Raw genomic sequence first — 13413 nt, 5'->3', positions numbered from 1 at the left:
TTACTCCGGTTTTTTACGGATATCTTGTTCCTGCTGGTACTCTGCCAGCAGCCGAGATTCCTGTTTTGTCAAAGTGCGGCCCTGCAACAGCTCTGGTCGACGTTGCCACGTTCTTCCCAGCGCCTGCTTGAGCCGCCATTTAGCAATCAGTGCATGATTTCCAGACATGAGTACATCCGGCACCCGCATGCCCTGATAGTCTTCGGGTCGGGTATAGTGCGGACAATCAAGGAGTCCGTTCACAAATGAGTCTTCATAAGCAGACTGGGCGTCGTTGAGAACACCGGGAAGCAGCCGGATGACCGCATCCATCAGCACCATGGCCGGTAGCTCGCCACCGGACAACACGTAGTCGCCAATGGAAACCTCCTCGTCCACCTGCCGCTCGATCAAACGCTCGTCTACCCCTTCGTAACGTCCGCACAGCACAATCAGACCGGGACGACGGGACAGCTCAACCGCTTTTTCGTGCGTCAATGCACGCCCTTGCGGGGACAGGTAGATAACATGGCTCTCTTCAACACCTGCTGCCTGCTGACGTGCCTTGGCGGCCGTAATGGCAGCCTCCAGCGGTTCAATCAGCATCAGCATGCCAGGCCCACCACCATAAGGACGGTCGTCCACACGGCGGTAGTTGTCATGGGTGAAATCGCGTGGATTCCATTTCTGGAAATCCCAAATGCCCAGATCAAGCGCCCGCTGGCTTACACCAAAGCGGGCGATGGCATCGAACATTTCCGGAAACAGCGTGATGGCATCGATATGCATCAGTAATCCAGGCCCCAGTCGACTGAAATGCAGGCCTCAGCCAGACTGACATCCAGTACGAACTGGCCAACGAAGGGAATCAGCCGCTGGCCGTGTTCACCCTCTACCACCAATACGTCGTTGGCACCGGTTTCCATCAATTCGGTCACCTTGCCAAGCACCACACCTTGCTGGTTGACGACAGACAGGCCGATCAGATCGGACCAGTAATATTCGTCAGCACCAGCTTCCGGCAATTCACTACGGGGAACGGCTATTTGCAGGCCGCGCAGGGCTTCCGCCGCGTCGCGATCTTCAATGCCCTGCAGCTTGACGGACAAGCCCTTGGGCTGCACCGCCCCGTTTTCAAATGTGTACGGCTTCCAGCTGTCATCCTTGCCCAGCCACCAGACCGGGTAGTCAAACAGACCGTCAGCGTATTCGGTATCGGCCTGGACCTTGATCCAGCCCTTGATACCGAAGGCGCCACGCACAAACCCCATCAAGACGAGATCTTCCTTGCGCATGCGCCTTAGTCCGCGAGTTGAGTCAACGAACGATTAGGCAGCAACCTTCTGCTCTTTCAGCAGCTTGGCTACAGCGTCGGTAACCTGGGCACCAACGCCGATCCAGTAGTTCAGACGATCGGAAGTCAGGCGCACGCGCTCTTCCTTCTCGTTAGCTACCGGGTTGTAGAAGCCAACGCGCTCGATGAAGCGACCGTCACGACGGTTACGGGAATCGGTCACCACGATGTTGTAGAACGGACGGTTCTTGGCGCCGCCACGTGCCAGACGAATCACTACCATTGTCGATTGTCCTTAGATAAAAACGGTATCGTAGAAAAGCCCACGATTCTATGGCACTTTTCCCTTATCTTGCAAGCGCTTAATACGCCTGCCAGTCCTGCCGCCCGATATCGGTCAGCAGAAGACCCCTGCTTTGACGAAAAAAACCACACCACGGCGCTGCAATCGACCAAGGGCATACAGTGCAATGCATTAAAGAATCTTGGTGACGATGGTCAGCGCCCTGTCTTCCGGATGGGTTTCCACGGTAAAGCCCAGCTTGTGCATCAGCTTGAGCATGCCCTTGTTGCCGGCCAGCACTTCACCGCGCATCACGGTCAGCCCTTGCTCACGGGCGGCATCGAACAAGGCATTCATCAGGATGTAGCCAATGCCCTTGCCCTGCCATTTGTCTGCTACTTCCAGCGCAAATTCGCAGCCTTCGTTGTCCGGATCGGTAATGAAACGGGCCACGGCTTGCTGCTCTTCACCGTTCTCGGTCTCGCACGTCATGGCCAGTGCCATTTCGCGGTCGTAGTCCAGCTGGGTAAAGCGCACCAGCATGGTTTGCGACAGCTGCTTGATGCTGGACATATAACGGTTGTAGCGGCTTTCGTCCGACAGCGTGCGGACAAACTCCTGCTGCATCTCGGCATCTTCCGGCCGCACCGGGCGAATGGTGACCTTCATGCCATCGTTCAGCGTGGCACTGCGCACCATATGCGTGGGGTAAGGCATGATGGCCATGTGGCCGTAGCGTTTCACATCAGGCTTCAAGGGTTCGACGATGATGCGCGCATCCAGCGCAATGACCCCCTTCTCGTCCGCCACCAAGGGGTTGATGTCCATCTCGCGCAACTCTGGCAGCTCGCACACCATCTCCGACACATGCAGCAGCACATCCACCAGTTCTTCCATGTCGACGGCCGGCAGGTTCTTGAAGGCACCCAGCAATTGGCCGATACGGGTCTTGCGTATCATGCTGCCCACCAGGTACTGGTTCAGCGGCGGCAAGGACAGCGCGCGATCATGCATGACCTCCACCGCGATACCGCCGGCACCAAAGGTAATCACCGGGCCGAACGAGCTATCGTGTGTCACACCCACCATCACCTCGCGCGCAAAGCGGCGTTTACGCATCGGCTGTACCGAAATGCCATCAATGCGCGCCTCCGGCATGGCCTGGTGGGCCCTCTCCAGAATGCTGCGGAAGGCTGCGCGCAAGGTGGCTTCGTTACTGATGTTCAACTCCACACCGCCGACATCCGATTTGTAGATGATGTCCGGTGAATCGATTTTCAGCACCACCGGGTAGTGGATTTGCTCGGCCAGCACCACGGCTTCGTCTTCGCTGCGCGCCAGCAAGGTAGGGTTGACCGGGATACGGAACGCCGCCAGCACCTCCTTGGATTCGCGCTCGGACAGAATGGTACGGCCTTCGGCCATGGCTCCGGCAATCACTGCACGGGCACGCAGCAGGTCTGGCGCTTCACGCTTGCCTTCCAGCGGCCCCGGGGTCTGCAACAGCAATTGCTGGTTGTAATGATAGGAAGCCAGGTTGCGAAATACCTCGATGCCGTATTCCGGCGCACGGAAATGCGCGCACTTGGCTTTGGAAAACAGGTCGCGGCTTTCCGATACCTTGGCATCACCCAGCCAGGACAGGAACATCGGCTTGCTGGATTCCCGCTGCAAGCCAATCATCAACTGCGCCGTGGTCAGGTGATCGGTACCGGCCTGCGGAGTGAATACCACCAGCACACCGTCGACATTCGGGTCGTCGATACAGGCTTTGACCGCAGTACGAAAACGCACCGGGCTGGCATCACCAATCAGGTCGATCGGGTTGCCGTGCGACCAGTTGCGTGGCAAGGCGTTATTGAGCAGGTCCATGGTGGCGTCGCTCAACTTGGCCAGCTCTACACCATTGGTATAAGCACTATCAGCTGCCAGCACGCCCGGGCCGATACCGTTGGTGACAATGGCCAGCCGTTTGCCACCGACGCGGAAATTGGCAGCCAGCACCTTGGCCGCAGTAAACAGCTGGGCAATGGAAGACACGCGCAGCACACCGGCTCGGGACAGCGCGGCATCGAAAACATCACCGCTTTCAATCAGGTTGCTCGAATGGGTGACACCGGTCACATCGTCCTGATAACGGCCCGACTTGATCACCACCACCGGCTTGGTCCGGGCAGCGGCCCGCAAGGCGCTCATGAAGCGGCGCGCATGATGGATGTGGTGAACATGCAACAAAATGCCCTGGGTGAAGTTATCCGCCACCAGGTAATCCAGAATTTCGCCGAAATCGACATCCAGCGCCTCACCCACCGAAATCACACTGGAAAAACCGATGCCCTTGCTGTCTGCCCAGTCCAGCATGGCCGTACACAGGGCTGACGACTGCGACACCAGCGCCATGTTTCCCGGACGGACCTTACTGGTGTAATTGGTGGCATTGAAGCCGGCCACCGGTCGCATCAGGCCCAATACATTCGGCCCCAGCACACGGATGCCATAGTGGCGCGCAATGGATACCGACTCATTCAGGATTTCCCGCTCCAGTTGCTCGCTATCGGAAAACTCCTTGGCCAGTAGCACGGCCTTGATGCCCTTCTTGCCACAATCCTTGATGATGGCCGGCAAAGAACGAATGGCTGTACAGACCACAGCCATGTCAACCGCCGGTTCGATCAGGCGTACCGAGGGAACGGCAGGAATGCCACCCACCACCTTGTGATTCAGATTGACCGGAAACAGCTTGCCTTGAAAATTGCCCGCCAACAGATTGGCAAACACCGCCTGGCCAATGGAGCCGGGCGTATCGCTGGCACCAACAACAGCAACAGTGCGCGGTGAAAACAGCGGAGTAAGGTAGTGAGGCTTCATGGAAGCGGTTCCAGTAGGGTTAATGCCAGCAGTCATCCAGCACGACACGCTGCCAGGGGCAGCCAGTCTTCTGGACAGATCTGTTTGAATACATGGACTTGCAAAGGCAAATCCAGCTTGATACCTGTATGTTGCGATAGTATTGTGCAATGCACAATAAGGACAAACGAGCATGCGTCATGACGCGACAGGACTGATCGGCCAAGCACAGCCTGTGCAGAATGACACCAACATGCTGCCGCAGACCTTGCCGCCTCATGTTGACCTCGGGCAAGCGCACCTCAGATGAATTTTATAGCAAAGACCGCCACCATCCGCGCATCGCACACAAGCTGGCGGTGGTAATCGCACTGCAATATTGCTACCCTTGACGGTTCAGCAGTCCACGGGAACTGCATCGCAACATATCAATTCAGCTCGCCTGCATCATGAAGCAGGGCGGGCAGGAGTCAGCCATCATGACGAAGCGCGTCGTCACCCTTGCCCACTACTACACCCAGCCGGAAATCCAGCAAATGGCTGACAAGGTGGGCGATAGCCTGGAACTGTCGCTGTATGCCAAGGAAGCCAACGCCGACATCATTGTGTTTGCCGGTGTCCGTTTCATGGCCGAAACCGCCAAAATCCTCAATCCGCAAGCCGAAGTCATCCTGCCGGATGCCGGTTCCACCTGTTCGCTGGTCACCCAGACCGATGTCACTGCACTCAAGGCATGGCGTGAACGTCACCCGGACCATGTCCATGTGTCGTACATCAACTCCAGCGCGGAACACAAGGCACTGTCGGACTGGATTGTCACCAGCCGCAATGTGGACGACATCATTGCCCACCTGTATGCCGAAGGCAAAAAAGTCATTTTCTCGCCAGACCGCAACATGGGCGGCTACCTGAACGACCAATACGGCTACGACATGCCGCTGTGGTCGGCCGTGTGTGAAGTACACGACAAGTTCAACGAAGCGGCGCTGGATGAGGCATTTGCCGCCGCAACGGGTGAAAAATACCTGATTGCCCACCCGGAAAGCCCGTTGCCGGTACTGAAAAAAGCCGATTACGTAGGCTCCACCTCCGGCATGCTGAACTGGGTAAAAGCCTTCAAGGGTTACAGCAAGGCCGTCATCTTCGTCGCAACCGAAGACGGTATCCTGTACAACATGGGTCTGGCGCGGCCCGACCTGGACCTGCGGCAGGCCCCCATCTACGCCGGTTGCCAGTGCAACTCCTGTCCTTACATGAAGATGAATACCATCGAGGCAGTCAAACGCGCCCAACAAGGCGAGGGCTTGCGCATCGACTACCTCACGGCAGAACAGATGGATGCAGCCCGCATCCCGATTGAACGCATGCTGGAATTCAGCCAGCGCTACTACGCCTGATCAGACCAACCCGCTGCGGCGGGTTTTTCTTTGTCTGAATGTGCTGCAATGGTTTCCCAGCACTCCCTCGCAGCGATACAATCATGCGTCCAACCCGGAAGCAGAGCATGAAGTTCCTCATCAGCAATGACGACGGTTATTTCTCACCCGGCATACGGGTACTGGCGGAAACCCTGGCACGCCATGGCGAAGTCGTCGTGGTCGCCCCGGAACGCGACCGAAGCGGCGCCAGCAATTCGCTCACCCTGGACCGCCCCCTGACCGTCCGCCAGGCCGCCAATGGCTTTTATTATGTCAATGGCACGCCTACCGACTGCGTTCACCTGGCAGTGACCGGCTTGCTGGATTTCCGTCCGGACATGATCTTCAGCGGTATCAACCATGGCCCGAACATGGGCGACGACACCATTTACTCCGGCACCGTGGCCGCCGCCAGCGAAGGCTTTTTGCTGGGCATTCCCTCCATCGCCATTTCGCTGGCCGGCTATAGCGGCAAGCACTTCGATACTGCAGCACTGGTGGTGGAACAACTGCTGGAACGCCATCGACAACATCCACTGAGCAGCCCTGTGCTGCTCAATGTCAATGTCCCGGACATCCCTGCCAACGAGCTGCAAGCGCTGCAAGTCACCCGGCTGGGGCGCCGGCATCATGCCGAACCGGTCATCAAAGCCAAGAATCCCCGTGGAGAAACGATATACTGGGTAGGCCCGGTGGGAGCGGCACAAGATGCCGGGCCAGGCACCGACTTTGCGGCCATTGCGGGCAAGCATGCCTCGCTGACTCCGCTCATGCTCGATCTAACTGCATTTGGCCAAATGGACGGAATCAATACATGGCTTCATCCGTGACACAAGACAGCCAAGCCTATGGCATGCTGTCTGACCGTACCCGCAAACGCATGGTGGAGCGCCTGCGACAATCCGGCATTCAGGACGAACGTGTCCTTGGTGCCATGTCTGATGTGCCACGTCACCTGTTTGTCGATCAGGCATTGGCAACACGCGCCTATGACGATGTATCCCTCCCCATCGGTCATGGCCAGACCATTTCGCAGCCGCTGACCGTAGCACGCATGACTGAAGTGCTACTTGCCGGTCGCAAGCCTGGCAAGGTGCTGGAAATCGGCACGGGATGCGGCTACCAGACAGCCGTATTACTCAAGACCGGGGCTGAAGTGTATTCGATTGAACGACTCTCGGCCCTGCTGGACAAAGCAAGGCGGAATCTGCGTGCAGCCAAACTGGTTCACGCCAGGCTGGTTCACGGTGATGGTCACTTCGGGCTACCGGAAGCAGCACCGTTCGAAGGCATCATCATGACAGCGGCGGCTCGCAACATTCCGGAAGCACTGGTCGAACAATTGGCAGAAGGCGGCAGGCTGATCATGCCGGTCGGTGAAGCCGAGCAGTATTTGTGGCTGCTGGAGAAGACCACGCAGGGTTTGCAAAAGACCAGACTGGACCCGGTCAAGTTTGTACCTCTCCTGCCCGGTCGTAACTAACTCTTGCAAAAACACAACACATACCAAGTGTAAATGTTTACAAACCTCAATTAACTGACATATAAAATCCATAGGCATGCATAAACAGCATTCAAAGCATTGGCTGACCGCATCGTTAACCTCCGTTGTTCTGGCAGGTTGCAGCAGCATGGCACAACAAGCAGCACCGGTTGAGTCAGCCCGCCCCGCTCCGGTGGCAACGATAACGAGCACGGCCAGCAAGCCCCAGGCACCGGTTGCAGCAGACACTGCCGTGGCAACGCCCTACAAGAGCGGCGGCGGACTGACTGCCAAGAAGCTGGGCAATGATTCGGCAGAAAAGACACATGTTGTTCAAGCAGGTGAAAACCTGTTTCGCATTTCGCTGAATAATGGTTTGAAATACAAAGATGTTGCTGCATGGAATAATCTGTCAGACAACAATATCAAGGTTGGCCAGGTGTTACGTCTGACGCCACCGACCAGCAATGAAGCCACGCCCCAACCCGTCCTGAAACAGCAAACGATGGTACCGGCAACAGAACAACCAAAACCAGAACAAGCCACCATTGAAAGTGGTAATCCTGCCGCTGGCAGCAAAAACTATCCGAAAGCACTCAAACTGCCTTATTCGGAAGAAGCTGCCAAAACACTGGCACAACAGAGCGAAGGAAGTGGCAATAAAAAGACAATGCCACCCAAAGTAGCTGCGACGACGTCCGCAAACAGTCAATCCGACAAAAAGGACAGTAGTACTCCAGCTGCAATATCGGAAAATAAGAACAAAATTGAAGAAAAATCTCAGTCAACAATCAGCGAAGATGCAGTCGCTTGGGGTTGGCCGACAGAAGGAAAAGTGATACGCGGCTATTCGGAAAGCAATAAAGGTGTCGATATCAGTGGTCGTGCAGGTCAAAGTGTCATAGCAGCAGGTGATGGCAAGGTCGTTTACAGCGGAAATGGCTTGAGGGGCTACGGGAAGCTCATCATCATCAAGCACAACAAGACTTTTCTGTCTGCATACGCTCATAACAGTCAGTTGATGGTCAAGGAGGGCCAGTCTGTCAGGAAAGGGCAAAAGATTGCCGAAATGGGTAATACTGATGCCGATCAGGTAAAACTGCATTTTGAGATCCGCCGCTTCGGGAAACCGGTTGATCCGATGCAGTACCTAGACAACAAGTCCTGAACAGAGGTATTTCCCTCTGCCAGGATCCACCGTAGCGGGGGGAAATAATGAACCAAGACAGCGATATCCTCGAAGAAGAGGAAGTTCTTGAAGAAGAAGTTGCCGAAGACGTTGCCGCTGAAGCAGAAACCGAAGAGGCTGCCGAACGTCAGAGCGTGACCGAGGAAGTGGCCGATGTCACCCAGATTTACCTTAACGACATCGGAAACAATGCCTTGCTGACACCAGCCCAGGAACTGGAACTGGCACGTCGTGTAGTCGCTGGCGATTTTGATGCCCGTCAGAAGATGATCGAGCACAATCTGCGCCTGGTGGTCAATATTGCCAAACATTACATCAATCGCGGCCTTGCGCTGCTTGATCTGATCGAAGAGGGCAATATCGGGCTGATGCATGCGCTGGAAAAGTTTGATCCGGAACGCGGCTTCCGTTTTTCAACCTATGCAACGTGGTGGATTCGTCAGAGTATCGAACGCGCCATCATGAACCAGTCGCGCACCATCCGTCTGCCGGTTCATGTCATCAAGGAGCTGAACGTCTACCTGCGTGCTTCCCGTCAGCTGGAAAGCCAGATGGGACGTGAACCGACGCTGGAAGAAATTGCCCAGCATGTCGGCAAACCGGTGGAAGATGTGCGCAAGGTGATGAACCTGAACGAACGCATGGCTTCTCTGGATGCCCCGCTCGACATTGACCCGATGCTGTCCATTGGTGAATCCATTCCTGATGAACAACACGAAGAGCCTGAAATCCAGTTGCATAACAATCAGCTGGAACTCTTCGTCAAGGAATGGCTGGCACAGCTCAATGACAAGCAGTGCATGGTAATCGAGCGTCGCTATGGCTTGAACGGTCATGAAATCTGCACGCTGGAAGAGCTGGCTGCTGCGCTTAACCTGACCCGGGAGCGCGTGCGTCAGATTCAGATAGAAGGACTGGAGCAACTGCGTCGCATTCTGCGCCGCAAGGGTATTTCACGCGATTTTGTCCTGTAAGCATCGCGCTTTACCAGCCCTGCCAACCGCAGCATGACCCCGCCCGTAACGGCGGGGTTTTTGTTTGCCCGCGACAAGACACACGACCAGTCTTCTCAGGCAAACGTCGCCGTAGTCCTCCCCCTGAATCTGGCACATTCACTCAGCTGTGCCGCCTTTGCTTGCGAGCCTGCTGCGCAAAACGGCGCACTTGTCCGAGCCAGGCCTGCACTTGCCTGGCAGGCAATTCAGCATGCCGATAACGCATGGCGGCATACTCCTTGAGCAATTGCTTGAGCAGGACACGCACGTCCTTTGGCAGATGCGCAGCCTTGTTCATCATGTCCAGCGGCCCGTCACTGGGCAGAATCGCGATGCCGTGACACTGCAATGCAGCCACCAACAAGTTGCGGCCCACTTGCAATGGTGCCATCGCGGGTCGCCTGCGCCACCACCACAACAATGGCAACAGACCCAGGGCACCACCAAACAGCAATGCGCGCAAGACGGCGGCGGCATCCACCGCCTCACCAAGGCCCAGCAGACGGTACAGATTGAGCTGTCGGGCCGCATCGTAGCCCACCACCCACTGCTGCCAGGCAAAGCCGGCAGCCTGCCAGCTTTGCTGCAGCGGCAGCAACCAGCCAGGGATACGGCTGCCCATCAAGGGCACGGCAGGCTGCAATGAGGGAATGCTTTGGCTGACACCATCGCTGACCCGTTGTGGCGCAACCGCCGCCGTCGGATCGACCCGCAGCCACTCACCGCTTTCCTTCAACCATACTTCGACCCAGGCATGCGCATCCGATGAGCGGACTTGCCAGAACCGGCCTACCGGGTTGTACTGCGCGCCCTGGTAACCGGTAACTACCCGGGCCGGAATACCAGCAGCCCGTGCCAGGAATGCAAAGGCCGAGGCGTAATGCTCGCAAAAGCCCTGACGGGTGGAAAACAGGAAGGCATCCGTCGAGTTGTCGCCTTCCAGCAAGGGCGGCGTCAAGGTATAGCGATAGCCATTCAGGCGGAAATGCAGCAGGGCCTCGTGCACGAAACCGGCATCATCCTGACTTTGCATGCGCCACTGCATCGCCAGCTGCCGACTGGCCGGATTGCCCGGCGGCAGGCGGCGGTAGAAATCCTGATCGCTCTGGCTCAGAGACTGGCGGTAATGACTGCCAAGCAGGCTGGCAGCATCAATGCGCACCGCATCATCGCTGTCACTGGCCAGACGCAATAGGCGGCCCGGCTCCAGCACGCCGCCTCCGGGTGCTTGCAAGGGGTACTCCAGCAAGGGAAGACGGGAGCGGACAGGCTTGCCGGTCAGCCGGTAACGGACCAGTTGACCGCCTTGCAATTGCACGGTTTCTTGTTGCAGGCCATGTACGTTCTGCCAGCGACGGCCATCAAAATCGTCCAGGATCATGATGCGCCAATACATCTGGCTGACGGCGGGTGCCTGGCCGGCAAACACCACGGAAAATGCGGCATCCTCACGTTGAACCAGCTGGCTGATACTGCCTGGTTCCATGCTGTCGGACAGGCCGGTCTGCGCGGTATGACTATCGTGCGGCATGCTCCACAAGGGGCCGGGCAAGCGCGGCATCACCACAAACAACACCAGCATCAGCGGCAGGGACAGCAACAAGGCTTGTACCGCGGTGCGGGCACTGCCTGATGGAATATCCCCGGCCAGTCGCAACATGGCCCAGGTCAAGGCGAGCAGGCTGATGACCAGCCACAACGCGGACCAGGGGCTCTGATCGAATAACAAGGGGATGGCGCTCAGGAAGAACCCCAGCGCCAGGACGACCTGCCAGTCACGCTGCTGGCGGGACTCAAAAACCTTGAAGCCCAATAGCAGGATCAACAATGCCGCCCCACCCTCCCGGCCAATCAGCGTGTTCAGATTCAGCCATACACCAGCCGCTGCCAACACCAGCAAGGGCAGAAGCACAGCCAAACCGGGCAGGCGGGAGTGGCGCAGCAGCAGGCATGCGCGCAGCAACAGCATGAGCTCGACCAGGGCCGGTAACCAGAACGGCAGATAGAACAACAAGGGGACGATGACCAGCGCCACGGCCAGTAGCACCGCCATTTCTGCGGGGCGGAACAAAGAATGTTTCATGATGGCAGTGAGCAGTTGGCCAGCGCGGCCAATGCCCTTTCCCGTTGACCTGCCTGCGGTTCGATCACCGTATCGGGCAAACGCACGCGATAGCGCTGGCCGGCCTTCTCACACTGCAACAGGCGCCAGCACAAACGGGACAGCCGGGTTTCCACGTCCAGTGCTGCCGGGTAATCCTGCCAGGCCAGCTCGTGCACGGCATGGCCACGCGGCTGGCTGACAAAGCGTTTGCTGGCCAATACATCGCGCCGCGCCAGCATGCTCCAGGCAATCTGGCGTGGCGTATCGCCCGCCTGATATTCAGCCAGATGGGAAAAGTCTTCCTCGCCCTCACCCCGGCTGCGCCCTTTGCCCGTTTGCAAGCCATCAGCATGACGAATGCGGTCTGGCAAAGGGTGTGGGTAGGCCAGCACAGTGGCGTCCGGACGCCACCAGGAAAAAGCACGAATCAGGCCAAAAGGCGCCGTGCTCCATATTTGCAGCACCGGGTAGGCATGCGGCCCACGCCGATTGAGCAACAGCGGAATGCTGACCGACTGCTGGCCACCCGCCGGTAGCTGGCAATGTACAGCGCATTCTCCTTCTTCTGCCCACAGATGTATTTGTCGCTCCACACCAGCCTGATTGATCAGCGACAGGCGGCAGTTAGCCACCTGGCCAAGAAAAGTGTTTTCCCCGGCTTCCACCTGTAATTGCAGGCCGGCCAATTGCCGGTAGGCCATCAGCACGGCAAGCAACAACAGGCTGATGATCCAGAATGCCAGCCCGTAAGCCAGGCTGACCGCGTAATTGAGCGCGCCCACCCACACCGCAGCGGCCACGGCCAACAGCAGCAAGCCAAAACGGGTGGGCAGCAGATAGATGCGCCGCTGGCTCAGCCGGCAGACCGCCTCCCGCGGCAGACGCCGCCACCACCAGCTACGCAGGCGCTTACGGAATGGCAACATGGTCGAGCAAGGCAGTGAGGCTGGCCGTGGCATCCCCGGTCAAACCGAGTCGATGGCCGGCCACTGCCGGGAAAATGGCTTTCACATCTTCCGGCAATACGTGGTCACGCCCTTCCAGCATCGCCCATGCCCTGGCCGCCGACAGCAAGGCCAGGCCAGCCCGCGGACTCAGGCCGCTCAGGAAACTGCTTTCCTGCCGGGTGGCCTGCAACAGCGCCAGCACATAATCAGCCAGATCGGCAGTGACGGTGAGCGCGGCTGCCTTCTGCTGCAGTTGCAACAAACCATCGCCCTGCAAGCAGGGGGTCATGTCTGCCAGCAGGCTGCGCCGGTCTTGTCCCAGCAGCAGTGCCCGCTCGGCATCGGCCGCCGGATAGCCAAGGGAAATGCGCATCAGGAAACGGTCCAACTGCGACTCCGGCAACGGAAAAGTCCCCAACTGTTCGGACGGGTTCTGGGTGGCAATCACAAAAAACGGCTGGGGCAGCGGATGGCTTTCACCATCAATCGAGACCTGACGCTCTTCCATGGCTTCCAGCAAGGCAGATTGCACCTTGGGCGAGGCACGGTTGATTTCATCGGCCAATAACAGCTGGCTGAACACCGGTCCCTGGTGAAAGCGGAAAGTGCCGGTTTCACGCTGGTAGATATTGACGCCGAGAATGTCGGCCGGCAGCAAATCGCTGGTGAATTGCACCCGCTGGTAATGCAGGCCCAGTACCGCAGCCAGACCATGGGCAAGCGTGGTTTTCCCCACGCCGGGCACGTCCTCGATCAGCAGGTGGCCCCGGGCGATCAGGCAGGTCAGCGCCAGCCGGACGGCGCGAGACTTCCCCAGGATAAGCGTGTTCAGTTGACGATAGGCAAGGCTGAGTGATTGCATTTGGACCCGGTT

The 13413-nt window shown here is 57.8% G+C and carries 12 protein-coding genes; 5 read left to right on the top strand and 7 right to left on the bottom strand.

Annotated features, from left to right (window positions below):
- From trmD to AWT75_RS10410, 4 genes are all read right to left on the bottom strand, one after another.
- Positions 1-768 (bottom strand): tRNA (guanosine(37)-N1)-methyltransferase TrmD, encoded by a 768-nt coding sequence (gene trmD, locus AWT75_RS10425; RefSeq protein WP_062789100.1) that lies wholly within the window; start codon positions 766-768, stop codon positions 1-3.
- Positions 768-1274, bottom strand: a complete 507-nt coding sequence (rimM, locus tag AWT75_RS10420; RefSeq protein ID WP_082086413.1) for a ribosome maturation factor RimM — start codon at positions 1272-1274, stop codon at positions 768-770. Before rimM ends, trmD begins: the two co-directional genes overlap by 1 nt.
- A gap of 33 nt (positions 1275-1307) precedes the next feature.
- Complete coding sequence (gene rpsP, locus AWT75_RS10415; RefSeq protein ID WP_045846601.1) at positions 1308-1556, bottom strand: 30S ribosomal protein S16; 249 nt, start codon at positions 1554-1556, stop codon at positions 1308-1310.
- A 192-nt stretch (positions 1557-1748) separates the two neighbouring features.
- Positions 1749-4424, bottom strand: coding sequence for a bifunctional acetate--CoA ligase family protein/GNAT family N-acetyltransferase (locus AWT75_RS10410; protein WP_062789099.1), 2676 nt, complete (start codon positions 4422-4424; stop codon positions 1749-1751).
- A 458-nt stretch (positions 4425-4882) separates the two neighbouring features.
- Between AWT75_RS10410 and nadA the strand changes: the two genes are divergently transcribed.
- From nadA to rpoS, 5 genes are all read left to right on the top strand, one after another.
- Positions 4883-5800 carry a quinolinate synthase NadA gene (gene nadA, locus AWT75_RS10405; RefSeq protein ID WP_062789120.1) on the top strand — a complete coding sequence of 306 codons (918 nt, stop codon included), beginning with the start codon at positions 4883-4885 and terminating at the stop codon, positions 5798-5800.
- Between the two features lie 107 nt (positions 5801-5907).
- Positions 5908-6651, top strand: coding sequence for a 5'/3'-nucleotidase SurE (gene surE, locus AWT75_RS10400; protein ID WP_062789098.1), 744 nt, complete (start codon positions 5908-5910; stop codon positions 6649-6651).
- On the top strand, positions 6636-7304 hold the full coding sequence (locus AWT75_RS10395) for a protein-L-isoaspartate(D-aspartate) O-methyltransferase (protein ID WP_045846604.1): 669 nt from the start codon (positions 6636-6638) through the stop codon (positions 7302-7304). The genes surE and AWT75_RS10395 overlap by 16 nt, the downstream gene beginning before the upstream one ends.
- Positions 7305-7452: 148 nt before the next feature.
- Positions 7453-8472: a peptidoglycan DD-metalloendopeptidase family protein gene (locus AWT75_RS10390; RefSeq protein ID WP_082696047.1), complete on the top strand. Its 1020-nt coding sequence runs from the start codon at positions 7453-7455 to the stop codon at positions 8470-8472.
- Between the two features lie 47 nt (positions 8473-8519).
- Complete coding sequence (rpoS, locus tag AWT75_RS10385) at positions 8520-9467, top strand: RNA polymerase sigma factor RpoS (RefSeq protein WP_045846606.1); 948 nt, start codon at positions 8520-8522, stop codon at positions 9465-9467.
- Positions 9468-9609: 142 nt separating this feature from the next.
- On the opposite strand, the gene AWT75_RS10380 is transcribed toward rpoS, so the two are convergent.
- The 3 genes from AWT75_RS10380 to AWT75_RS10370 are packed head-to-tail and all read right to left on the bottom strand — an operon-like array spanning position 9610 to position 13401.
- Complete coding sequence (locus AWT75_RS10380) at positions 9610-11571, bottom strand: transglutaminase TgpA family protein (RefSeq protein ID WP_062789096.1); 1962 nt, start codon at positions 11569-11571, stop codon at positions 9610-9612.
- On the bottom strand, positions 11568-12518 hold the full coding sequence (locus tag AWT75_RS10375; RefSeq protein ID WP_239689541.1) for a DUF58 domain-containing protein: 951 nt from the start codon (positions 12516-12518) through the stop codon (positions 11568-11570). The genes AWT75_RS10380 and AWT75_RS10375 overlap by 4 nt, the downstream gene beginning before the upstream one ends.
- On the bottom strand, positions 12502-13401 hold the full coding sequence (locus tag AWT75_RS10370) for an AAA family ATPase (RefSeq protein ID WP_045846608.1): 900 nt from the start codon (positions 13399-13401) through the stop codon (positions 12502-12504). Before AWT75_RS10370 ends, AWT75_RS10375 begins: the two co-directional genes overlap by 17 nt.
- Between the last annotated feature and the right edge of the window lie 12 nt (positions 13402-13413).

The sequence above is a fragment of the Aquitalea pelogenes genome (assembly GCF_001515305.1).
GTDB classification, from domain to species: Bacteria; Pseudomonadota; Gammaproteobacteria; order Burkholderiales; family Chromobacteriaceae; genus Aquitalea; species Aquitalea pelogenes.
This window is presented reverse-complemented; position numbering and strand designations above follow the sequence as displayed.